The following is a 23,530-nucleotide window of genomic DNA, read 5'->3' on the forward strand; positions in this document are numbered from 1 at the left end:
CCTTGGCCTGCCTGGAGGAAGGCGGCTTCACTGCATTCGTCAACGGCGCCCCCTGGGATAACTCCTTCGAGAAAGCATGGTATCCGCGCTTCAGCCCCGATGGCCGCTTCACCGCCGTGGTCCAGCAGGACGGCATGTGGACCCTGGCCGTTGACGGCGAGGCCTGGGAGGAGAGCTTCGACTACCTCTGGGGCACACAGTTTTCAAAGAACGGCGATGTCATCGCGGCTTGCATGCAGGCTGGAGGCGAGTATGGCCTCTGCATTGACGGCGTAACCTGGGACACCCTGTATGAGAACGCCAGCCAGTGCGTGGTCTCCGAGGACGGCAAGGCCTCAGCCGCCGTGGTGCAGTTGGAGTCGCTCAAGCCCGCCGACCTGGAGGCCTTCCAGAACGGCGTGTTCGGCGTGGCGGTGAACGGCCAGAAGTGGGACGCGAACTTCATGAACTGCTGGACCCCGGCCTTTGACGCGCAGGGGCAGCACGTGGCCGCCCAGGTGCGCCTGACCCTGTACGACTACACCATCGCCGTGGATGGCAAGACCTGGGGCGACATCTACGCCTGCGTCTGGGAGCCGCGCTTCAACCCGGCAACGGGCAAGGTTGTGGCTCCGGTGCGGTTGAAGGGGCTGTGGGGCATGGCCCAGGACGGGCAGCTCATCTGGGAGCCGCGCTTCGTGCAGTGCTGGCACCAGGTCATCAGCCAGGACGGCAAGAACATCGCGGCCATTGTGGCCCCGGAGTTCGGCGACTTCACCGTGGCCGTCAACGGCAAGCCATGGGGCATCAAGTTTCCAGTGGTCACCGACCTGGTCACCGGCCGCGATGGCGGACCTGACGGCGTGCGCGTGGCGGCACTGGGCTGCGTGGAAAACCGCGACTGGCAGGTGCTGGTGGACGGAGAAGCCTGGGCCGGAACCTGGGACATGGCCTGGAAGCCGGTCATCAGTCCGGCAGGGGGGCATGTGGCCGCCAAGGTGGCCAAGGGCAAGCGTCAGACCATCGTGGTCAACGGACGCCCCTATTCCCGTGAATTTGATCAGGTCTTCGAGCCCACCTTCAGCCCGGACGGCAAGAAGCTGCTCATCCGCGGCATCGACAAAGGTTCCGTCGTGCGCATCGTGGCCGACGTGGGCCAGGCGTAAATCCGCCAAGGAGGACCATATATGAACGCCGCGTATGAATTCGTCACCGGGCCGCTGGCCTGGGCCGCGTGGGGGATCTTCCTCCTGGGCTCGGCCTGGCGGCTGTACTCCATGTACCAGCTGGCCAAAAAGAAGGACGCCTCGTCCATGGCCTTCATGGATTGGGGCTTTTCCCTGCGCTCCATCGTGAACTGGCTCATCCCCTTCAACGCGCTGGGATGGCGCAAAAACCCGGCCATGACCGTGGCCACCTTCGTCTTCCACATCTGCCTCATCCTTACGCCCATCTTCCTGGTGGGACACGTGATGCTTTGGGACCAGTTCTTCGGCATCAGCTACGCCACCCTGCCTGACAACGTGGCCGACATCATGACCCTGGTCGTCATCGGCGCCTGCCTGTACTTCGCCGGGCGCAGGATAATGCAGCCAGAGGTGCGCTACATCACCACCGGGCAGGACTGGCTGGCCCTCACAATCGTCCTGGCGCCCTTCCTCACCGGCTTTCTGGCCTACCACCAGGCCCTGAACTACGATCTCATGATCATCCTGCACGTGGTGGCCGGAGAGATCATGCTCGCGGCCATACCCTTCACCCGTCTCTCCCACATGGTCTTCGCCGCCTTTACCCGCGCCTACATGGGCTCGGAGTTCGGCGGCGTGCGCCATGCGCAGGACTGGTAACGCCCCAAGGAGGATCGATACATGGGCATTGCAGAACGACTCATAGAAGATGTGGGGCTGCGGCGGGGGGTCTCCAAACTCACGCCGGAGAAAATCGAGAAAATCGTCAGCGCCGTCATAACCGGCGAAACCGGCGCGCGGCTCAAGGCCTATGCGGAAACCTGCATGCGCTGCGGCCTGTGCGCAGAGGCCTGCCACTTCGCCCTTTCCCATCCCGACGACCCAAGCTTCACCCCGGCGGGCAAGGTGCACCAGACCATGGGAGTGCTGCTCAGAACCGGCGGCAAGGTGGACCCGGAGTTTATTTACGGCATGGCGCAACTGGCCTATACCGAATGCAACCTGTGCCGCCGCTGCGTGCACTTCTGCCCCATCGGCGTAGACACTGCATACATCATCAGCACTGTGCGGCGCATTTGCCACAAGCTCGGCGTCACTCCGCAGTACATCCAGGACACAGCGCACAGCCACAGCGCCACCTCGAATCAGATGTGGGTCAAGGACGACGAGTGGACCGACTCGCTCATGTGGCAGGAGGACGAGGCGCGGGAGGAATTCCCCGGCCTGCGCATCCCCCTCGATAAAGAAGGTGCGGACATCTACTACTCGGTCATCGCGCCGGAGCCCAAGTTCCGCACTCAGCTCATCTACCAGGCGGCGGCCATTCTGCACGCCGCCGGAGCGGACTGGACCATGCCCTCCGAGCCCGGCTGGGACAACTCGGACATGTGCATGTTCACCGGCGACTTCGAAATGATGGGCCGGCTGAAGCGCAGGCACTTTGAAAGCGCCCAGAAGCTCAAGGTCAAGCGCATCGTCATGGGCGAATGCGGCCACGCCTTCCGCAGCGTGTACGATGTGGGCAACCGCTGGCTGGGCTGGCGCTGGCACCCGGTGCCGGTCATCCACGCCGTGGAATTCTACTGGGAGCTCATCCAGGAGGGGAGGATCAAGCTGGCCAAGAAGTTCCCAGGTCCGGTGACCATCCAGGACCCCTGCAACATCGTGCGCGGGCGCGGCCTGCAAGACAAGCTGCGCGAGGTGACGCGCTTCCTTGTGGAGGGCGACATCATCGAAATGCGCCCGAACAAGCAGCACAACTTCTGCTGCGCAGCGGGCGGCGGCGTCATAAACTGCGGGCCTCCGTTCAAGAACCAGCGCGTGGCCGGAAACGAAATCAAGGCCCAGCAGTTGGCGGCCACGGCGGAGAAGGGCGTCAAGACCGTCATCACCCCCTGCCACAACTGCCACGGCGGCCTGCACGACATTATCCACCATCACAAGCTGGGAATGGAATTGAAGTTCTTGAGCGACATCATCTACGAATGCATGGAAAAACCCGAGGCCTAGGAGGGGACGCAATGAACCGCACATTCCCGCTTCTGCTGGCCGCAGCCCTCATCCTGGCCTTTGCCCAGGGAGCGCTGTCGCAGCAGGACATGAAGACCCTGGCCCCGGCGGCCTATGGCAAGCTCACGCGCCCCGCGGCCCAGTTCAACCACGACCAGCACAACGAAAAGGCCAAGCTGGAAGAATGCGTGGCCTGCCACCACGGCGGCAAAGACGGCAAGCAGGACAAGAGCGCCTCCACCGAGGGCACGCCCTGCGCAGACTGCCACAAGCTGAAGACCGGGGGCAAAGGCACCGCCCTGACCAAGGCCTACCACAAACAGTGCATCGGCTGCCACCAGGCCAAGGGCAAGGGCCCCGTGGCCTGCGGCCAGTGCCACAAGCGCTGATGACAAGCACCCGGACCGGAGGCGCGAAGTTCCAAGCCTGGCGCCTCCGGTCCGGGCAATGACCGGCCCCGCATGAGGCCGGACCGATCCCAGAGGGCACAGGGCATGCAGAACCCGTGGACCGTCATCCAGAAGAGCCTGGTCCTGAAGCTCATCGCCACGGCGGGGCTCTCTCTGGTGTTGAGCGTGGCCGCCCTGTCCTATTTCGCCATCACCCACCAGGAAGAGATCCTCATGAGCTACGCGGTGAGCGAGGCCGATCGGCTTGGCACCACCATCAAGCTCGGCACGCGCTACGCCATGATGATCAACTCACGCGATGACCTGAACCAGATCATCACCAACATCGGCACCCAGCCGGGCATCCAGGCCGTGCGCATCTACAACAAAGAAGGGCAGATCAAGTTCTCCAACATCCGCTCCGAAGTGGACACGGTGACGAACATCAAGAGCCAGGCCTGCTATGTATGCCACCAGACAACCCCGCCGCCGCCGGATGTGCCCCTGGAGACCCGCACGCGCATCTTCAGCGACGCCAGCGGCCAGCGGCGCCTGGGGATCATCAGCCCCATCCACAACGAGGAAGGCTGCTCCGAGGGCTGTCATTTCCACCCTGCGGACAAGAAGGTCCTGGGCGCCATCGACGTGGTGCTTTCCCTTGAAGCCACGGACCGGGAGATCAGCTCCTTCCAGAATCGCAGCGTGGCCTTCACCATCATCGTGCTCTTGGGCATGGGCATAGCCATTTCAGTGTTCATGGGCCGCTTCGTCATGCGCCCCATCAGAAAGCTCATCACCGGAGCACAGCACATTGCCGAAGGCGGCCAGTGCACCAGAATCGACATCGACCAGCCCGACGAAATGGGCACCCTCGTGCACACCATCGAGAGCATGGGCAGGAGCATCAGCGACAAGCAGATTGAGCTGAACCGCCAGCGCGACGAGTACCAGACGCTCTTCTCGCTGGTGCCCTGCATCATCACCGTGCAGGACAGAAATTTCCGGCTCCTGCGCTACAATCAGGAATTCCGCGAGAAGTTCCGCCCCAAGCCCGGCGACACCTGCTTCCACGCCTACAAGGGCAGGAGCGAAAAATGCCCCGTGTGCCCGGTGGAGAAAAGCTTCGAGACGGGCCGCTCCTACACCAGCGAAGAGTCTGGCGTCGACGCGGACGGCGCGCTTCGGCACTGGCTGGTCACCAGCTCGCCCATCAAGAACGCTGAGGGCGAAGTGGTGGCGGCCATGGAAATGTGCCTGGACATCACTGGCCGCAAGCTGCTGGAGGAAAAACTCGAAAAGAGCGAGCGCAAGTATCTGGCCATTTTCAAGAACATACCGAACCCGGTGTTCGTGCTGGACGAGGCCAACCTGGCCATTCTGGATTGCAACGAATCCGTGAAGCCGGTGTACGGCTTTGATCGTTCCGAACTGCTGGGCAAAAGCTTTCTGTCGCTTTTCAGCGAGGATGAGCGCGAGTCCTACAGGCTCAAGTTGCGCCAGAAGAGCCTGCATGACCGCGTCATCAACGTGGCCAAGGATGGCCGCAGGCTGTTCGTCACCGTGCGCCTGTCGCCCTCCGAGTTCAGCGGGCAGAAGGTGCTTCTCGTCACCACCAGCGACATGACCAAGCGCCTGGAGACCGAACAGCAGCTCATCCAGGCCTCCAAGATGGCCACCCTGGGCGAAATGGCCACAGGCATGGCCCACGAGCTGAACCAGCCCCTGTCGGTCATCAAAACCGCAGCAAGCTTCATACGCCGCAAGATCGAACGCGGCGAGGACCTGGCCAAGGACATCCTGGGCACCCTGACCCTGGAGATCGACGGCCATGTGGACCGGGCAAGCAAGATCATCAACCACCTGCGGGAGTTTGGCCGCAAGCCGGAGATGAAGCTTGAGCCCGTGGAGGTGGGCGGCATCCTGCGCCGGGCCCTTGATATTTTCAGCCAGCAGCTCAAGCTGCGCGAAATCGAGGTGGTCGAGGACATCTCCCCAGACCTGCCGCCAGTGACGGCCGATGCTGGCAGGCTGGAGCAGGTGTTCATCAACATGCTCATCAACGCACGCGACGCCATTGAAGAGAAATGGAGCGAGAAATGGAGCGAAAAGCCGACGGCGGCGGGCGAAGGCGGCCCAGGGCAGAGGGACGCCAAGCGCATCACCCTCAAGGCCGCGCTGGCCGGAGGAAAAGTGCGCCTGGAGATAGCCGACACCGGCTGCGGCATCCCCACCGGCGTTAGGGAAAAGATTTTCGAGCCTTTCTTCACCACCAAGCGCGTGGGCAAGGGCACGGGCCTCGGCCTGTCCATCAGCTACGGCATCATCCAGGATTGCGGCGGCGCCATCCACGCCGAGTCCGTGCCGGGAGAAGGAACGCGGTTCATCATCGAGCTGCCGGTGCTGGGCGACCACTCCAGCGAGAACGGAGGAACGCGGGCATGACCGAAGCACTCTCCCTGCTGCTTGTGGACGATGAGGAAGGCATCCGCCGCGTGCTGGCTCTGACCCTGGCCGACGCGGGCTGGCGGGTGCGAACCGCCGGGAGCGCAGAGGACGCCCTGGCCCAGTTCCGGGCAGAGCCTGCACCCGTTGTCGTAACAGACATCAAGATGCCCGGCATGGACGGGCTGGAGCTTCTGCAGGCCCTCAAGGCCCTGGACCAGGAAACCGAGGTCATCCTCATCACCGGCCATGGCGACATTGATCTTGCCATTCAAGGCATCAAACTCGACGCGGCGGACTTCGTCACCAAACCCATCAGCGACGACGCCCTGGACATCGCCCTCAGCCGCGCCCGTGAGCGCCGGGCCATGCGCCGGGCCATCCGCGAGCACACCGAACACCTGGAGCGCCTGGTTGCGGAAAAGACCCGCGAGCTTCTGAACGCCGAACGCCTGGCGGCGGTTGGGCAGACCGTGGCCGGGCTTTCCCATGCCATCAAAAACATGGCCAGCGGCCTTGAAGGAAGCCTGTTCCTCCTGCGCCAAGGACTGGACAAGGACCACCGGGAGCATCTGGAGCAGGGCTGGGAGATGCTTGAGGCCAACGTGCAGAAGCTGAAGCGCCTGTCGCTGGACATGCTGCGCTTCGCCCGGCCCGAAGACCTGCACCCCGCGCCCACGGACCCCGCCGCGCCCGCCCGGCAGGTGATAGAGCTGCTGCGGCCCCAGGCAGAGGCGGCGGGCATAGAACTCAAGCTGGTGCTGCAAGATTTTTTGCAGAGCGGCGCACCTGCCCCGCTGCCCCTGGCGATGATCGACGCCGAAGCCCTGCACCGCTGCCTGCTGAACCTTGTGGGCAACGGGCTCGACGCTTGCGTGGACGCAGGCTTCGGCCCTGCGCAAGCCGGCGGCAAGCCGGGCGGATGCGTCACCCTGCGCGTGGAGTCCCTGCCTGGCGGCGGCGCCAGCTACGCCGTTGCGGACAACGGGTGCGGCATTGCCGAAACCGACCGCGACAGCCTGTTCACGGCGTTCTTCAGCACCAAGGGCGCGGGAGGCAGCGGCCTTGGCCTCATGACCACCAAGAAGACCGTGGAAGCACACGGCGGAAGCATCCATATAACAAGCAGCAAAAACAACGGAAGTGAATTCATTATTCTCATACCAGGGCGCTATGAAAATAAAGTTTTGTAGTAGGATTTTATTCTTTGCGTGTTTTACCTGTACAACGTTGACGCAAATCTCCACATGAAATAAGAAGATACTCGTATTCTCCGATCATTCACCGCAAAGCACTCCAGGGACGTAGAGTAAGATGAACGATGTCATACTTGGAACAGACGGCTCGCTGCAAGATCACCACGGCGCGCGCATCGAAGACCCTCTTCGGGCCCTAGGCGCACGGGTGAGCCTGAGCCCGGGATACACACTGCGCAGCTTCATGCGCATGCTGGTGGACCACCCGGTGCTCGCGCGCCTGTCGGAGTTCGCCCCGGAGTTCGCAGCGAAGTCCGGCTCCTGGCCCAAGGCCGATTGCTGGCCAGCCGGGCTGGAGCAGCTTGAATTCTCGCGCGTGGTGGAGATGATCGGGCATCCCGGACCGGCGCGGCTTGAGATCTACCACACCCTCAGGGGCCGCCTTTCCAGCGGCGAGGGCGGCGGCGAGGATGTGGAGATCAAGGGCTGGCAGGTGGAGATGCTGCTGGATGTGCCCCTGGTGCTGGGGCAGTTGCGGCACGTGGTCTTTGGCGACCGCGTGGCCGAGTTTTCCTTCGAAACTGTTTGCAACCTGTTTGAGTTTTTTGAAGGCGTCCTATGGCAGCTCGCTTTTCACGGCACACCACGTGAGTGTGCATTAAGGAGGTAGCCCCATGTTTGAGAAGATCCTTTTCGCCACCTCGGCCTCTTCCACCTGTGACGACGCCGCGCGCGTGGCCTTCGAGCTTTCGCGCAAGAACCGCTCCCGTCTGAACGTGTTCCACGTCTTCGGCCTGCCCAGCCGCGGCTTCGGTCTCACCTACCGCGACGTGCGCACCGGCGAAAGCGAGGAAGTTGACGACAACCTCGTGAGCCTGGTCAAGGAGGAAATGGCCCAGTACTATGAGAAGCTGGCCAAGGACCATCCGTCCTGCGACTTCGAGACCGCAACCGGCGAGCCGCACACGGAGATCCTGCGCAAGGCCAGAAAGGACGACGCAAGCCTCATCGTCATGGGCGCGCACACCAGGGCCGAAGACGTTGGCGCCATGCGCCACCGCATCATCGCGGGCAGCACCATGCAGAAGGTGGCCAAGAGCGCCCGCTGTCCTGTGCTCATCGTCAGCCGACCCTGCGTCACCTGCTGGTCCTACTTCGCCAATATCGTGGTCGCCACAGACTTCAGCAAGCCTTCCGACTACGCCTTCCAGTTCGCTCGCAACGTGGCCAAGGAAATCGGCTGCCGCCTGCACGTGTTCCACTGCGTCGACCTGGGAGGCGAGCAGGAGCCCGGCCAGGCCTACATCGAGCAGCAGCTGGCCGTCGCTGAAAAGAAGATCCAGGACAAGTACGTGGCCAACATGGGCGACTTCGACAACTACGTCATCGCCTTGCGCGAGGGCAATCCCCACGTCGAAGTGCTCAAGTACGCGCGTGAGAACAAGTCCGACCTCATCGTCATGGCGCACCACACCAAGGATGTTGACCCTGAAAAGGCCATGCTCGGCAGCACCATCGAACAGGTCGTGCTGCGCTCGGCCTGCCCGGTTTTGAGCGTGAACCACCCAGACAAGGTGGACGTGAGCCCCTACGGACCGCCGCGAGCTGGCGAGTAGCGGATATGGCCGGGGGCGCAGCAGCCCTGGGCCGGGTGCTCGTCGTCGATGACGAAATGCACCTGCGCCTGTTCATCAAGGCGGTGTTCGACTCCGCCGGGTATGAAACGGCCACGGCCAGGGACGGCGAGGAGGGGCTGCGGAAACTTCGAGAGTTCCGGCCCCACCTCGTAAGCCTGGATCTGATGATGCCGAACCAGGGAGGCATCCGCTTTTTGACGGAGCTGCGGGCCGACCCGGAGCTCAAGGACACCAGGGTGCTGGTTGTCTCGGCCATCGAGGGCGCGACCTTCCGGCACTCCCTGGCCCTTTTGCAGACGGCGAACGCCGCGGGTCCAGCTATTCCCGGTCCCGACGGCTATGTGGAAAAGCCGCCCACGGCGGAACTGCTGCTGCGCGAGGCGCAGCGGATATTGGGCTCAGGCGCGGAAGCGCAGCGGTCCCCCGGCGTGGCCCCCCCAACGTAGAACCCAAGGAGGCGTGACATGGCCAAGAAAATCATGGTTGTGGACGACGACCCGGATATCGTTGAGTATCTCGTGTCCATCTTCAAGGAAAAGGGCTACGAGACCTGCTCCGCCGAGGGCGGCGAGGGGGCCATGGAAATGCTGGAGCGCGAACGCCCGGACCTGCTCACCCTGGACCTGGAAATGCCCGAGGAATGGGGTCCGCGCTTCTACCGCAAGTTCAGCCAGAAGCCCGAGTTCAAGGATCTCCCGGTCATCGTCATCAGCGGCTTGGCGGGCATCCACTTGGCCATCCGCAAAGCCGTGGCCACGGTGAGCAAACCTTTCGAACCTGCACAGGTTCTCGAAATCGTGGAAAAAACCATCGGCAAGCCCTAGGGCCGCCCGGGCGTTTCCCCCCTCCCCTTTCGGGGCGGATTGCGTTAGGCTCTTCCCATAGAGAGCATGCGCCGCGCCCATAAGGCGGCAGCACGCGCCAGGAGCGGGCCAGATGTGCATGGACGTACTCTTAGTCGACGACGAAGCCGGCATCCGCAAGGTTGTGGGCATCACCCTGGCCGACATGGGCCACAAGGTGCATCTGGCCGCCAACGGCGACGAGGCCCTGGAGGTCTTTCGCCGCGAACGGCCTCCCGTGGTCCTCACCGACATCCGCATGCCCGGCATGGACGGACTTGAGCTGCTGCGCCGCATCAAGGAAGAGAGCCCGGACACCGAGGTCATCCTGGTCACCGGCCACGGAGACATGGACGTGGCCGTGCAGGGCCTCAAGCTCGACGCCTGCGACTTCATCTCCAAGCCCGCCGGTCCGGAGGTGCTGGAGATCGCGCTCAAGCGCGCGGCGGACAAGATCGCCATGCGAAGCCGCATGCGCCATTATACGGAAAACCTCGAAGAGCTGGTGCGCCAGCAGTCCGAAAAGCTCGTGGGCCTGGAGCGCCAAAGCGCCGCCAAAGAGGCCGTGGAGGGCCTGACCCAGGCCATGGGCGGGCTGGCCGGCGAGGTGGCCGGCGAATTCGCCATGTTCAACGCCCTGCCCTGCCTCGTGTCCATTCAGGACCGCGACCAGCGCGTCATCTCCGTGAACCGCCTGTACCGCGAGCGCCTGGGCGACCGCGTGGGACAGCCGGGCTTCGCCATCTACGCCGGAGCTGCGGGCGAAGGTCTGGACAGCCCCGTAGCGCGCACCCTGCGCACAGGCCAGGGCCAAAAGAGCCGCGAGGGACTTTTCGGGCCTGAGGAGTCCCTCACCGCCGTCACCGTGCATACGGCGCCCATCCACAGCGCAAACGGACAGGTGGACCTGGTGCTGGAGATCCTGGTGGAAGCCAGCGAAGTGCAGCGCCTGCAGGACGAACTGCGCACCACCCGCCAGCGCTACCAGCAGCTCTTCGACGAAGCCCCCTGCTTCATCACCGTGCAGGACCGCCATCTGCGCATCCAGGCGGCCAACCGCCGCTTCCGCCAGGAATTCGGCCCGGCCACCGGCGGGCTGTGCTATCAGGCCTACTGCGGCAACGACCGCCCCTGCTTCGGCTGCCCCACCCTCAAGACCTTTGAGGACGGCCAGCCGCACCAGAGCGAACTCACCGTGCGCGGCAAGGACGGCCAGACCGTCAACGTCGTAGTCTGGACAGCCCCCATCAGAAACGCCCTGGGCGAGATCGAAGGGGTCATGGAAATGGCCACGGACATCACCGAGCTGGCGCGCATGCAGGACCATCTCGCCTCTCTCGGCATGCTCATCGCGTCCCTGTCCCACGGCATCAAGGGCCTGCTCACCGCCCTCGACGGCGGCGTGTACAAGGTCAACGCTGGCTTCCGCACCGGCAACCAGGAAATGGTCCAGTCCGGTTGGGAAAAGGTCACCGGGCTCATCGGACGCATCAAGGGCATGGTGCTGGACATCCTGTTCTACGCCAAAAAGCGCGAGCTCCAGCTGCGCTCCATGGATGCGCGCGACCTCGCGTCGCAGGTGGCCGAAGCCGTAGTGCCCAAGGCCGAGCAACTGGGCGTGGTGCTGAACATCGAAATCGACGCCAACCTGGGCGTCTTCTCCGTGGACGAGGTGGTGCTCTCCGCCGCCCTGGTGAACATTTTGGAAAACGCTGTGGACGCCTGCCTGGAGGACAAATCCAAGCCCGAGCACACGGTCAGCTTCCGCGCCCGGCCAGACGCCAGCGGCGTGTTCTTCGAGATCGAGGACAACGGCATAGGCATGCAGCCGGACACCCTGGCGCGGCTGTTCAGCGTGTTCTTCTCCACCAAGGGCTCGCGGGGCACGGGCCTGGGGCTCTTCATCGCCAAGAAGGCCGTGGACCAGCACGGCGGACGCATCGGCGCGGTCAGCGAGCCGGGACAAGGCTCCACCTTCAGAATCTGGGTGCCGCGCGAACAGTAGGCGGGGGAAGACCGGCAAGAGGGGAGATTTTTTTTCTGGGGGGGAATGATTCCCCCCCAGCCCCCCTCAAGGCAAGCGAAGGGCCAGGGACGAGCAGAACTCGTCCCTGGCCCTTCGCTTGCGGAGGTGCGGGCAAGGTCTTGGAGAGGCGCGTTTACGGCGCAGCAGCAGGCGGCTTTCGGAAATGGCGCAGGCTGGAAATGAAACCGGCGCAGGGGACAGACAGTAAGCGTCACGTCTCCTGCGCCGCGAATTAGCGCGTTGGTCTGGGCCAGGCCGCCCTTCACTCCCCTTGGGGAGTCAGAGGAGCGTCAAGACCCTCTGGGGGAAGCGCAGGGGCAAGGCCCTGTGGTCAGCCTAGCCGCACTTGGTGTAGCCGCAGCTCTTGCAGCAGTTGCAGCCTTCCTCGAAGGTCAGCAGCTCGCCGCAGTCCGGGCAGGTTTCCTTATTCAGGGCGTTTGCGTGGCTGCTGACGTGCTTCTCACCGATCATGTACCGGTTCTCCAGCACCCAGGCCACAGCGTCGGGGATGGACTGCAACAGGATTTTCTTCTGGAACTTGGGGTGCTCGCCGCCGATGCCCTTGAGCTGCTCCACGATGTCGCGCACCTCCACGCCGGAGCGCAGGGCCAGGGACACCAGCCGCCCGATGGCCTCGGCCTTGGCCGTGATGGACTTGCCGGACTTGCCGATGGTGGCGAAGACCTCAAAGGGCTTGCCGTCCTGCTCGTTGATGGTCAGGTAAAGCGCGCCCAGGCCGGTTTCCACCTTCTGGGTGAAGCCGTACACTATGTCCGGGCGCTTGCGCACCACGGTCTTAGGCTTGCCTTCCTCCTCAACACCCTCCTTCTTGTCCTGGCCATCGCCTGTGCAGAGCACCTGACTGGCCTTGCAGCCGTCGCGGTATACCGTCACGCCCTTGCAGCCGTACTCGTAGGCCTTCCAATAGATGTCCCAGATGTCTTCCTGGGTGGCGCTGTTGGGCAAGTTCACGGTCTTGGACACGGCGTTGTCGGTGTACTTCTGGAAGGCGGCCTGCATCTTGAGGTGCCAGATGGGGTCGATGTCCATGGCGGTGACGAACACGCGGCGGATATCCGCAGGCAGGTACTCCACGTCGCGGATGGTGCCGATCTTGGCCACCTCTTCCATGAGCTTGGGGCTGTAAGCCTCGGCATCCTTGAGGGCGGCCTCGAAGTAGGGGTTCACCTCAACCAGCTTGTCGCCGTCCATGACGTTGCGCACAAAGCTGAGTGCGAACAGGGGCTCGATGCCGGAAGAGCAGCCCGCCAGGATGGACAGGGTGCCCGTGGGCGCGATGGTGGTGGTCGTGGCGTTGCGGTAGGGGCCCTGCTTCTTGGCGGCGAAGGTGCTGCCCTCAAAGGCCGGGAAGGGGCCGCGCTCGTCGGCCAGGGCCTTGCTGGCCAGCTTGCTCTCGTCCTGGATGAAGGCCATGAGGCGCTCGGCCAGAGTCACGCCCTCCTGGGAGTCGTAGGCCACGCCCAGCTGGTACAAAAGGTCGGCGAAGCCCATGAGCCCCAGGCCGATCTTGCGGTTGGTGCGCACCATCTCGGTGATTTGCGCCAAGGGGTACACGCTGGCTTCGATGACGTTGTCGAGGAAGCGCACGCTCTGGTGGATGACGGTGCGCAGGGACTCCCAGTCGATGCCTTCGCGGGCGTTCTTGTCGTAGAACAGCGCCAGGTTGATGGATCCCAGGTTGCAGGCCTCGTAGGGCAAAAGCGGCTGCTCGCCGCAGGGGTTGGTGGCCTCAATCTCGCCCTGGAGCGGGGTGGGATTGTCGCGGTTGATGCGGTCGAGGAAGACCATGCCCGGATCGCCGGACTCCCAGGCCTTCTGCACCAGCATGGCGAAGACCTCGCGCGCCTTCAGACGGTCGCGAACCTCTTTGTTGTTCGGGGCGACGAGGTCATACTCCTCGTCCTTTTCCACGGCCCTCATGAAGGCTTCGGTGAGGCCAACGGAGAGGTTGAAATTATTGAGCTCGCCCTCGCGCTCCTTGGCCTTGATGAAGCGCAGGATGTCCGGGTGGTCCACGCGCAGAATGCCCATGTTGGCGCCGCGCCGGGTGCCGCCCTGCTTGATCTGCTCGGTGGCGGTGTTGAAGATCCGCAGGAAGGAAAGCGGGCCTGAAGCCACGCCGCCGGTGCTGCCCACGCGGGAATCCGTGGGGCGCAGGCGAGAGAAGGAGAATCCCGTGCCGCCGCCGGATTTATGGATCAGCGCGGCATGCTTCACCGCGTCGAAGATCTCCTCGATGCTGTCGCCCACGGGCAGCACGAAGCAGGCGGCCAACTGGCCCAGATCCGTGCCCGCGTTCATTAGGGTGGGCGAATTTGGCAGGAACTTGAAGCTGGTCAGCAGATCGTAATATTCGCGCGCCCGCGCGGCCACCTTGCTTTTTCCGCCCTTGAAATTGGCCTCCTGCTCGGCGATCTTGGCCGCCACGCGCCAGAACAGCTCTGTGGGCAGCTCATAGGGCTTGCCGTCCGGGCCTTTGCGCAGATAGCGGCGCGCAAGCACCACCTTAGCGTTGTCATTCAGGATAACATCGGTCAGATCGGCAGGCATGGGCGTCATGGTCATTGAGGTTTCCTTACGCGGTTTAGGGTTCGCGATTTTTGAATTATCAAGATATGCAGGAAAATCCGGCGAGTGTCGATCGTGTATGCGTAGTATCAAGATACTCTAGAAATATCCAGGCACCGGCAGTCAAGGCGGCGCAAGGGGTAGTCCTGAAAACCCGCAGAGGCCAAGGCTTCCCAGGCGACCATTTTCTGCGCAATCAGGAAAGATTCTCTGACTTGGACTCAAAGCCCAGTGCGCGGATGACGCTGTTGGACACCAGCATTCCAGTCCGCGTAAGGCACAGGCGCTCTGGCTCGAGCAGCACCAGCCCGACGCGTTCCAGCTGGGCCAGCAGGCCCGCATGGCTGAGGCGTAGATCAAGCCCTGTGGCAGCGGCGTGGGCGGGCAAATGGAGGCCGTCAGCGGTGCGCAGGCCCAGCATGAGCGCCTCCTGAGCGCGAATCTCCACGGTCAGTTCCTCGCGCCCAGACTGGCCTGCCAGCCCCGAAAGCACAAGGGTCTCCCAGTCTTCGAGGCTTGCCGGATTGGCCCAGCGCGCAGGGGTTCCCGAAGACGTCATGGTAGATGCAGCAGAAGGCCCGAAGCCCAATACGTCCTCGCCGCGCCAGCAGGCCATGTTGTGGCCGCAGCGACGGCCCGGCCTCGCGAAATTCGAGATCTCGTAATGCTCGTAGCCCGCGGCCTCCAGCAGTTTTGACCCTCGCAAAAACATCTCGGCCTGGGCGTCCTCGTCGGGTAACGCAGCCAGGGCGGCCACATCCGCAGCCAGGGGCGTGCCCGGCTCCACGGTGAGGCCGTAGCAGGACAGATGCTCCGGCCCCAGGGCGATGGCCTGACGCAGGGTGTCCAGCCAGCCTTCCACTCCCTGCCCCGGCAAGCCGAAGATCAGGTCAAGGCCGATGTTTTCAAACCCGGCATCGCGCGCCGAGGCAAAGGCGGCCCTGGCCTGGGCTGAATCGTGCGCGCGGCCAAGGGCTCCCAGCGCCGCATCGTCCAGACTCTGCACACCAAGGCTCAGTCGGTTCACGCCAAGGCTCCGCGCGGCGCGCAAAAACTCCGGCGCAGCCGAGTCCGGATTGGCCTCAAGGGTCGCCTCGGCGTCCGGGGCCAAATCAAAGCGCTGGCGCAGGGCGGACATGATGCGCGCCAAGGCATCGATCCCCAGCAGGCTCGGAGTTCCTCCGCCAAAGAACAGGGTTGAGGCAGACACGCGGCCAAAGATCTGGGCCTGACGATCCATCTCGGCCTCAAGGGAGGTCAGGTAGCGGGACAGGGCGCGCGGCTCCGGGCCGGCGGCTCCGGTGGGTGCGGAGAAAAAGGCGCAGTAGCGGCACTTGGCCCTGCAAAAGGGCGCGTGCACATACAGGGAGGCCCGGGCGCTCATGCGGCCCAGCTAACGGGTGTAGCGGCGGGCGCCCAGATAGCGTTTGGCCCAGTAGCCGTCCTTCATGTTGGCCTCGGAGATGCCGCGGCCGGGCCGGGGGCTGTGCACGAACACGTCGTCATCCATGTAGATTCCCACGTGCCAGCGGCCACGGCGGTTGATCTTGTAGAACACCAGATCTCCAGCGCGCAGCTCGCTGGTGCCGATGCGGATGCCCGTGTTGTATTGCTCCTGAGCCGTGCGCGGCAGGCTCAAACCGTGCTGGCGGAAGGTCCACTGGGTGAAGCCGGAGCAGTCGAATCCGGTGACGGGCGAGGTGCCGGCGCGACGGTAGCGGCGGCCCTTCTGGGTCAAGCCGGTGCGCACCAGATCGAGGCCAAGGGACGGCGGCAGCTTGGCCAAGCGCTCCAGGCGGGCCTCCACCTCAAGGTCATCCAAGGTGGGAAATTCGGGGATGTCCGTGGCACGCGGCGGAGCTTCAGCCAGACCGGGCAGGCGCAGGTTGCCGGGCCTGCCCGGAGGGGCCAGGGGCACGCGGCCAGGCAAGGGGCCAGGCAACTCCCTGGGCGGGGTGACCTGATAGCGTTCGGAACCTGGCAGGTTCTGCTCGGCCAGCAGGTCCGAATTCTCGGCCAGGATGGGATCAGGATCGGCGAAGGACGAGCGCACGGGCAACGAAACAGGCGCACAGGCGGCAAGCACCAGCACTCCGGCCAGAAGGCACAAAATGCGCGTGGGCCGGAAGAACCTGGCCAGGGCGGCATGGATGCGGGCTGCTGGCCTGCGGGGGGGTACAATCACGATCAGACGCTGCTCCTTGGGGCCACGTGGCCGCAAGCCTGCCCGCTGTGAAATGCCGAGAATGGCGCGGGGCGGCATTAATCCGGGTCCAGGCCGCAGGCCCGCCAGGATTGCGGCGGGAAGGAGAGAGGGCGGCGCCAGAGCGCGGTTCGGGGAGTTATAGCCAGATTTCCCCCTCCGAGCCAAGGGAAAAATACGCGCTCCAAACGAGCTGCGGGCGCGTGCACGCCTTGCCGCCCCCCTGCGCGCCGATCCTTGACGATGCGACCAAGCCAGGCTATCGAGAAGGCTGAAATCGCGATGCAGCAATCAATTGCATTCCGTATCGGCAAGCGTCGATTTTACGCGGCAAGGCCGCAAGGGATTCTACATGGACGCGCAAAGCTACACGCACCGGGATCTGTCCAAGGCCCTTGGCGTGTCGGAAACGACCATCAAGAGCTACCGCAGCAAATTCCCGACCTTTCTGCCTGTGGCGCGTGAGGGGAAGCCTGTGCGCCTGCACCCGGAATCCTTGAGCGTCTGCCTGCGTATTCGCGACCTCTTCGCTGACGGCTTATCAATCCAACAAACTACGCAACGGCTAAAGCTTGAGTTTAAAGAGTATCCCCACAATCGTCGCTTATCGATCACCAGCAACCCCCGCCGTCAAGGCGGAGCGCAAGAGAGCCGAGGGGAAGGAGACCAGGAACTCGCAAACCGCATCGAGACCTTGGCCAAGGCCCAAGATCTTGCGCGCCAGCGCATGGAGCAACTGGAGGCCGAGGTGCGCAACCTGTCCACCCTGGAGGCCGCGTCCAAGGCGCTCATCGCCGAACTGCTGGGCGAGTTGCGCTCAGCTCGGACCAGCCCGGCTCCGGCTGCCGCGCCGACAGCGGCCGTCGCGCCGCCCAGCCACGTTTCTGCGCCAAAGGATTCGCCAGAACCGGAGGAGAAGCCAGCCGACGCTCCTGCGCCAGGCAGCGTCGAAACCGTGCTCACTGCGCGCAAAATCGTCACTGTGCATGGCCCAGCCGGACCGCTGGCCTCCTACGCCCTGGGGCGGGAGCCAAAGCCCGAACCGCACTTTGCCGAACCCTGCGCGCCGGACCCGGCCTTCCTGGATCTGCCCGCCGTCATCCGTTCCGACCGCGGGGATTTCCTGGGCCTGCCCGGCGGCCAGAGCGTGCGCAGACTGGTGGACGTGCTCTCGCCCGAGGGCGCCGCACCGGCCAGCTGGTTCCAGGAATCTCCCGATTCCTGGACCTGCGCCATTCCTCTGGGCCGCGCCCAAAATCGCGAGATGCTCTTCGAACGCACCACCACCCCGCGCGGCAACCTCGTGGGCCTCATCCGGCGCATGCGCATCAACGAGGCCGAGGCCACCCCGATGCAACTCCAGGAAATTTTCCGCCAGCTGCGCGACCAGTTGGCGTGACCCCTGCCACCTTCCACAGTCAAGAGGAGTATTCCATGCGGCGCGTCTGCGTTTTTCTCGGCTCAAACCCCGGCACCAAGCCTGACTACCTCAAAGCAGCCCAGGACATGGGCGCAGAGCTTGCACGGCGCGGCATCACCTGCGTCTACGGCGGCTCCAACGTGGGACTCATGGGCGCGCTGGCCAACGCCACTCTTGCCGCTGGCGGCAAAGTCATCGGAGTTATCCCCGAAGCCCTGCAGCGCAAAGAGATCGCCCACACCGGCCTCACGGAGCTGCACATCGTAGGCTCCATGCACGAGCGCAAGGCGCTCATGGCCGAGCTGTCCGACGGATTCATCGCCCTGCCCGGCGGCATGGGCACCCTGGAGGAGCTTTGCGAGATCCTCACCTGGGGCCAGCTGGGCTTTCACAAAAAACCTTGTGGGCTGCTGGACATCAATGGCTACTACGGCAACCTGTGCGCCTTTCTGGACAACGCAGTGAGCCAGGGCTTCATCCATCCCGCGCACCGCTCCATGCTCCTCAGCGCACCGGAACCCGGCGCCCTGCTGGAGCTGTTTGGCGGCTATGTCGCGCCCGTGGTCAACAAGTGGATTGAACGGCCAGAGATTCTGTAGGGCGCAGAGACAAAGCCGACGCGCTCGCGGCGATAAGCAGGCTTGAAACGGATGAGGCTGGGGACGCGCTCCCCGGCCTCACGCTTTTTGGAGTATGGACTTGCGGTAGCGGTCATGCTCGGAAAGGACGCAGCCGCAATAGGGCTGACGATAGACGTTCCACTCCTTGGACAGACGAACGCCCTCGTTCCAGCCAGGCCGGAAGTCCTCGCCCAGGAAGTCCAGCCCCTGCCCGGCATGGCGGTGGCCAGCATCAAGGATGGCCTGATGATTCTGGTACTTGCTGTACAGGAGGGTGGAGCTGAAGCACGTAAAACCATGTTCCCGCGCTCTGCTCGCTGCTCGGGCCAAGCGCAGGTCGTAGCAGACCGGGCAGCGCCGGGCCATGTCGGCCATGTCCGGGCCAAGGGCGGCCACGGCCAGCAGCCAGACGTCCGGCGCGGCATCGGCAGGGTCGGCCTGGTCCGGCAGGAGCACCGGCACGCCAAGGCGCTCGCCCACGGCCAGGACGCCCTCGCGGCGGCGCAGATACTCAGTCAGCGGATGGATGTTCGGATTGAAGAAATAAAGCGTCGGCTCCAGGCCCAGGTCGCGCAGACGCAGAACGGGCGTGATGCTGCACGGCCCGCAACAGGCGTGAAGCAGGATGGCGTTGGTTGGGACATTGTTCATGGCGGGCGCTCCAGCCCGGGCGAGACGGCCTACCGTCCCGCCCAGGGCAGGAAAATGGCTGCTTAGGGCAGCTTGGGGTCCACGACGATCTCCACGCGGGTGTCCACGCGCGCGCCCATTTCCGTGAGCAGCTCGCGCTTGTTGTTCAGCATGTAGATGGCCAGCTCCTGGCCCACGGGAAACTGCAGCGGATTGGGGCAGCCAGGGCGGCGCAACAGGCGGTGGATGGTCTTCATGGCCTGCATGGCCTGCCACTCCAGGTTGCGGCGGATGCCTGTGCCGCCGCAACAGGGGCAAGGCTCGGTGGACACGCTGATGGCCGATGAGCCCAGGCGCTGGCGCACCAGCTCCATGAGACCAAAGGGCGAAATGCCGGAAACGTCGGTGCGCGCGCGGTCAATCTTGAGGGCCTGGCGCATGACCTTCTCCACCTCGCGCAGATGCTTGCCGTCCTTCATCTCGATGAAGTCGATGATGATCTGCCCGCCGATGTCGCGCAGGCGCAGCTGCCGGGCGATTTCATGCGCGGCCTCGGTGTTGGTCTTCAGCGCCATCTTGGCGAAGCTCTGCTCGCCGCCGATCTTACCAGAGTTGATGTCCACGCTGGTGAGGGCCTCGGTGTGGTCGAACACCAGCCGCCCGCCGGAGGGCAGGGTGACCTCGCGGGAATAGATCTGCTCCACCTGTTTGGTGAGGCCGAAGCGCTCCCACAGGGTGCGGTCGTGCTCGGTGTGGACCTTGACCATGTCCGGGCTCTTGGGAAAGGCCAGGGCCACGTACTCGCGGATCTGCGCTGCGGTGTCCGGGTCGTCCACCCAGACCTCGCTGACCTCCTGGGTCAGATAGTCGCGCGCAGCGCGCACGGAAAGCTCCATCTCCTTGTACACCAGGGCCGGGGCCTTCTCGGACTGGACCTTCTTGCGGATGTCGCCCCAGAGGCGGTGCAGATATTTGTAGTCGCGCATGAGCTCGGTCTTGGCGCGGCCAATGCCCGCCGTGCGCACGATGAGCCCCACGCCCTCAGGCGGGGAGATCTGCTCGATGACGCCCTTCAGGCGCTCGCGCTCCTTCTCGTCCTCAATCTTGCGCGAAACGCCCTGCTGGTCGCGTCCCAAGGTGTAGACGAAATAGCGGCCAGGCAGGGAAAGATAGCTGGTGACAAAGGCGCCCTTCTTGCCTGTGGGCTCCTTCACCACCTGGATGAGCACTTCCTGGCCGGACTTGAGCACCTTCTGGATCAGCGGGAAGCGCTGGCCCTTTTTGAGCGGATAGGAGCCCTGGTAGTATTCGGGGTGCACCTCGTCCACCTGCAGAAAGCCGTTTCTCTCAGCGCCGTAGTTGATGAACGCGGCCTGCAAGGCGGAGTCGATGTTGTGGATGTAGCCCTTATAGATATTGCCCTTGGTCTTGGCCTGGTGCAGCATCTCCACGTAATATTCCTGCACTGCGCCATCCTCGGTGAGGACGACCTCCACCAGCTCGCCGGGGAGCACGCCGATGAACATCTTTTTGCGTTTCTTCTTGCACTCCACCGTCTTGCCCTGGGCCTCGGCCTCCTCGGCCACGCCGTCCTCGCAGAAGTCCTGAGCGTCAAGATCATCGGGAGCCTCGGCCTGGGCGGGCCCGGCTGCGGGCTTGGCCTTGCCGGAGCGCCTTCCGCGGCTGCGGGAGCGGCCCTTGGCCTTGGGCTCCTGGGCGACGGCGTCATGATCCGACCTGACGGCGTCTTCCGCGCCAGAGTCGATCGTCAAGGCGGAGGCCCCGACGCCGTAGGCGTCATCGATGGCCTGGGCCTGGGGGTTGGCTGGCCGCCGCGCCTGCTGGCCGGGTTGTTTGCTGCTGGATTGTTCTTGGGGCTGGCCATTCTGCTGGCCGACGTGCTGTTCTGCGTTCTGATCGGAAAGCTGGCCTTCCTGCCCGTCCGGCTTGTCCTTGCGCCTGCGGCCGCGGCCGCCGCGCCTGCCGCGCGAACGCTTGGCGGGCTTCCCGTCCTGGCCCGGCTGGTCCTGGCTGCCGTGGTCGGCGGAAGATGTTGCGTCTGTCTGGGGCTTGGCCGCAGGGGTCTGGGGCGAATCAGCCTGACCCGAAGGCCGGTCGTCGTGGGAATCGGTCATGAAAGAACCTCGGTCCATAAGAAAATTTCAGAAATTCGGCCTGCGCGCACGCTGCGGCAGCAGGTCCAGATCGTGGGGGGCGGAGCCATGACCTTCCGTGGCGTCTTCAGCCACGCGCTTGGTAATAGACTTCCCCGGCCGCGTCGGCTGCACCGATGGTGTCGGTCGCCAGCCCCGCTGCGGCGGTGTCCCGGCGGACTTTCTCCGCCAGGCCCTGGTCCAAAAGCTCCGTCAGGGCGCGCTCCACAAGTGCGGGCTCCGCAAGAAGCGCGCTGGCGAGTTGCAACGCCGTCTGCGGCCTGCGCACCAGGGATGCCTGGATGCGCGCGCGGACCTCGGGCAGGGACATGCCCCCGGAATGTTCTTGCCCCTTTTCCGCGCGTCCTGCAACCCTGGCCCGTTCGTCGGCGGGTTCTCTGTCGCAGGAAACTGCGGTGGGCCCCAGGGTCTCGCGCCAGCGCGACAAGGTTTTCGCGTCCACAGGCCGCGCCCAGGCCTCGGTGCCCGGACGGGACAGGGTCGTCACGTCCACGCGGTCTGGGCGCAAGCGGACGCAATACTGCGTCAACAGCTCAAGGTTCCGGGCCGAGTCGTTGACGCCCGCCACCAACAGCACCTCCAGAAACAGCAGGGCGCCGCTCTCCCGGCGGAAGGCCAGCACACCTTCGGCGATGGCCGCCGGATCAAGGCCCAGATGCCCCCGGTTCACGCGGGCGAACTCCTCCGGCACCAGGGAGTCCAGGCTGGGCAGAATCATATCGGCCTTGGCCAGCTCGGCGCGCACCTGCGGATCAATCATCAGGCTGGCGTTGGTCAGCACGGCCACGGGCACGCCGGGCAAAATGCAGCGCACCCCATCGATGATGGCGGGCAAATCCGAATTGAGCGTAGGCTCGCCCAAGCCGCCCAGGGTGACCACGTCGGGCAAAGGTTCGCCCCGCTCCGCCCTGGCCGCCTCCCAGGAGCGCAGTTCGTCCAAAAGCGTCTCTGCCGGAACATACGCCTTGCGCTCAAGGGTCAGGCGCTCAAGCCGCCCGGACTCGCAGTACACGCAGTTCATGGAACACACGCGCAAGCCGAGAAGGTCCAGCCCCAGGGAGCGGCCCAGCCGCCCGGACAGAACCGGGCCAAATACATAGCGCAATGCGCCCTGTTCCACTTCCGCTCCGCCTCCACAGCTTTTCTGGCCAGGCCACGAGGCCCGCCGCTTCGACTCTCCAACCCGCTTGACGCGGCACGGCGCGCCCTGTAGGCCCAGGTCAACGCAACAACATTACGCGACACCACGCGACACTTTTGCGGCCTTGCCCGCATCCACCGGAGGAACCATGATCGAAGCCGGACAGCTTGTGCTGGTCATCAGCCCCAAGGGCAAACGCTTCATGCAGGCCTTGGACCCCACAAAAGAGCTCCACACCCACGATGGCCGCATCCTCATGTCCGAGGTGGCGGAGGCCGGTTACGGCGGCATCGTGCGCTCGCACCTGGGGCACCCCTACCGCATCCTCAAGCCCACGGTGTACGAACTCATCAAGGGCGTCAAGCGGCAGACGCAGATCATGTACCCCAAGGAGATCGGCTACCTGCTGCTCAAGCTGGGCATCACTCCGGGCTGCCGCGTGGTCGAGACGGGCACCGGCTCCGCTGGCCTGACAACGGCCCTAGCCACCTACGTGGGCGACACCGGCATGGTCTACACCTACGAGCGCCGCGAGGAATTCTACAAGCTCGCCCAGAAGAACCTCGCCCGCGTGGGGCTTTCCCACCGCGTCACCCAGCACTTGGCCGACATCGAGCAGACCGGGTTCGAGCAGACCGATGCCGACGCCCTGTTTCTGGACGTGCGCGTGCCCCAGGACTGCCTGCACCACATCCCCAAGGCCGTACGGCCTGGCGCCATGTGCGGCTTTTTGCTGCCCACCTGCAACCAGGTGAGCGACCTGCTGCGCGGCTTGGAGCAGGGGCCCTTCACCGAGCTGGAGGCCCTGGAGATCCTGGTGCGCCGCTACAAGACCGTGCCTGACCGCCTGCGCCCCGAAGACCGCATGGTGGCCCATACGGGCTTCCTGGTGTTCGCCCGCTGCATGGAAAAGCCAGAACCCTTCACGCGCGCGCCCAAGGCCGCCGCCTCGGAATCCGACCCCGAGCTGGGACCGGAGACTGATGACGAGATGGACCGCGACCCCGAAGACACGGAAGCGACGGAGTAGGCGCGGAAGCAATAG

Annotated in this window: 19 protein-coding genes and 1 pseudogene; 14 read left to right on the forward strand and 6 right to left on the reverse strand. The window is 64.4% G+C overall.

Features of this window, described 5'->3' with window-relative positions:
* From tmcD to Q8O35_RS11725, 11 genes and pseudogenes are all read left to right on the forward strand, one after another.
* A partial coding sequence (tmcD, locus tag Q8O35_RS11675) for an electron transfer complex subunit TmcD (RefSeq protein WP_305573482.1) occupies positions 1-1,145 on the forward strand: 1,145 nt, incomplete at its 5' end.
* A gap of 21 nt (positions 1,146-1,166) precedes the next feature.
* A pseudogene (gene tmcC / locus Q8O35_RS11680) lies at positions 1,167-1,763 on the forward strand (TmcC family electron transfer complex membrane anchor subunit); the annotation flags it as partial.
* Positions 1,764-1,847: 84 nt separating this feature from the next.
* Positions 1,848-3,176, forward strand: a complete 1,329-nt coding sequence (gene tmcB / locus Q8O35_RS11685; RefSeq protein WP_305573486.1) for an electron transfer complex ferredoxin TmcB — start codon at positions 1,848-1,850, stop codon at positions 3,174-3,176.
* Between the two features lie 11 nt (positions 3,177-3,187).
* Entirely contained in the window at positions 3,188-3,565 is a 378-nt protein-coding gene (gene tmcA, locus Q8O35_RS11690) for an acidic tetraheme cytochrome c3 TmcA (protein WP_305573488.1), read from the forward strand.
* Between the two features lie 105 nt (positions 3,566-3,670).
* Positions 3,671-6,007, forward strand: coding sequence for an ATP-binding protein (locus tag Q8O35_RS11695; protein WP_305573489.1), 2,337 nt, complete (start codon positions 3,671-3,673; stop codon positions 6,005-6,007).
* Positions 6,004-7,200, forward strand: a complete 1,197-nt coding sequence (locus Q8O35_RS11700; protein WP_305573491.1) for a sensor histidine kinase — start codon at positions 6,004-6,006, stop codon at positions 7,198-7,200. Before Q8O35_RS11695 ends, Q8O35_RS11700 begins: the two co-directional genes overlap by 4 nt.
* Before the next feature lie 121 nt (positions 7,201-7,321).
* Positions 7,322-7,873: a hypothetical protein gene (locus Q8O35_RS11705; protein ID WP_305573493.1), complete on the forward strand. Its 552-nt coding sequence runs from the start codon at positions 7,322-7,324 to the stop codon at positions 7,871-7,873.
* A 4-nt stretch (positions 7,874-7,877) separates the two neighbouring features.
* Positions 7,878-8,819 carry a universal stress protein gene (locus Q8O35_RS11710; protein WP_305573495.1) on the forward strand — a complete coding sequence of 314 codons (942 nt, stop codon included), beginning with the start codon at positions 7,878-7,880 and terminating at the stop codon, positions 8,817-8,819.
* 5 nt (positions 8,820-8,824) lie between these two features.
* Positions 8,825-9,286, forward strand: a complete 462-nt coding sequence (locus Q8O35_RS11715) for a response regulator (protein WP_305573497.1) — start codon at positions 8,825-8,827, stop codon at positions 9,284-9,286.
* An 18-nt stretch (positions 9,287-9,304) separates the two neighbouring features.
* On the forward strand, positions 9,305-9,664 hold the full coding sequence (divK, locus tag Q8O35_RS11720) for a DVU0259 family response regulator domain-containing protein (RefSeq protein WP_305573499.1): 360 nt from the start codon (positions 9,305-9,307) through the stop codon (positions 9,662-9,664).
* Between the two features lie 118 nt (positions 9,665-9,782).
* Positions 9,783-11,687 carry a response regulator gene (locus tag Q8O35_RS11725; RefSeq protein WP_305573501.1) on the forward strand — a complete coding sequence of 635 codons (1,905 nt, stop codon included), beginning with the start codon at positions 9,783-9,785 and terminating at the stop codon, positions 11,685-11,687.
* Positions 11,688-12,044: 357 nt separating this feature from the next.
* Here the strand turns inward: Q8O35_RS11725 and Q8O35_RS11730 are convergent, their stop codons facing one another.
* The 3 genes from Q8O35_RS11730 to Q8O35_RS11740 form a co-directional block, all read right to left on the reverse strand.
* Positions 12,045-14,294 carry a vitamin B12-dependent ribonucleotide reductase gene (locus tag Q8O35_RS11730; protein WP_305573504.1) on the reverse strand — a complete coding sequence of 750 codons (2,250 nt, stop codon included), beginning with the start codon at positions 14,292-14,294 and terminating at the stop codon, positions 12,045-12,047.
* Between the two features lie 199 nt (positions 14,295-14,493).
* Entirely contained in the window at positions 14,494-15,681 is a 1,188-nt protein-coding gene (gene hemW, locus Q8O35_RS11735; RefSeq protein WP_305573506.1) for a radical SAM family heme chaperone HemW, read from the reverse strand.
* A gap of 9 nt (positions 15,682-15,690) precedes the next feature.
* The gene (locus Q8O35_RS11740) at positions 15,691-16,482 is read right to left on the reverse strand and encodes a C40 family peptidase (protein ID WP_305573508.1); all 792 of its coding nucleotides are present in this window, start codon (positions 16,480-16,482) and stop codon (positions 15,691-15,693) included.
* 370 nt (positions 16,483-16,852) lie between these two features.
* Here Q8O35_RS11740 and Q8O35_RS11745 point away from each other — a divergent pair, with 370 nt between their 5' ends.
* Together Q8O35_RS11745 and Q8O35_RS11750 are read left to right on the forward strand one after the other, a co-directional pair.
* A complete protein-coding gene (locus tag Q8O35_RS11745) occupies positions 16,853-17,899 on the forward strand; it encodes a MerR family transcriptional regulator (protein WP_305573510.1) in 1,047 nt (348 codons plus the stop codon).
* 35 nt (positions 17,900-17,934) lie between these two features.
* On the forward strand, positions 17,935-18,519 hold the full coding sequence (locus Q8O35_RS11750) for a TIGR00730 family Rossman fold protein (protein WP_305573512.1): 585 nt from the start codon (positions 17,935-17,937) through the stop codon (positions 18,517-18,519).
* A gap of 78 nt (positions 18,520-18,597) precedes the next feature.
* Here Q8O35_RS11750 and Q8O35_RS11755 read toward each other — a convergent pair whose 3' ends face one another.
* The 3 genes from Q8O35_RS11755 to Q8O35_RS11765 form a co-directional block, all read right to left on the reverse strand.
* Positions 18,598-19,191 (reverse strand): epoxyqueuosine reductase QueH, encoded by a 594-nt coding sequence (locus tag Q8O35_RS11755; protein ID WP_305573515.1) that lies wholly within the window; start codon positions 19,189-19,191, stop codon positions 18,598-18,600.
* A gap of 62 nt (positions 19,192-19,253) precedes the next feature.
* Positions 19,254-20,696, reverse strand: a complete 1,443-nt coding sequence (locus Q8O35_RS11760) for an Rne/Rng family ribonuclease (RefSeq protein ID WP_305573533.1) — start codon at positions 20,694-20,696, stop codon at positions 19,254-19,256.
* A 715-nt stretch (positions 20,697-21,411) separates the two neighbouring features.
* Positions 21,412-22,464, reverse strand: a complete 1,053-nt coding sequence (locus Q8O35_RS11765; protein WP_305573517.1) for a radical SAM protein — start codon at positions 22,462-22,464, stop codon at positions 21,412-21,414.
* 169 nt (positions 22,465-22,633) lie between these two features.
* On the opposite strand from Q8O35_RS11765, the gene Q8O35_RS11770 reads away from it, so the two are divergent.
* Entirely contained in the window at positions 22,634-23,515 is an 882-nt protein-coding gene (locus Q8O35_RS11770; protein WP_305573519.1) for a tRNA (adenine-N1)-methyltransferase, read from the forward strand.
* Positions 23,516-23,530 lie beyond the last annotated feature (15 nt).

This window comes from Humidesulfovibrio sp. (assembly GCF_030689645.1).
In the GTDB taxonomy this organism is placed as follows: domain Bacteria; phylum Desulfobacterota; class Desulfovibrionia; order Desulfovibrionales; family Desulfovibrionaceae; genus Humidesulfovibrio.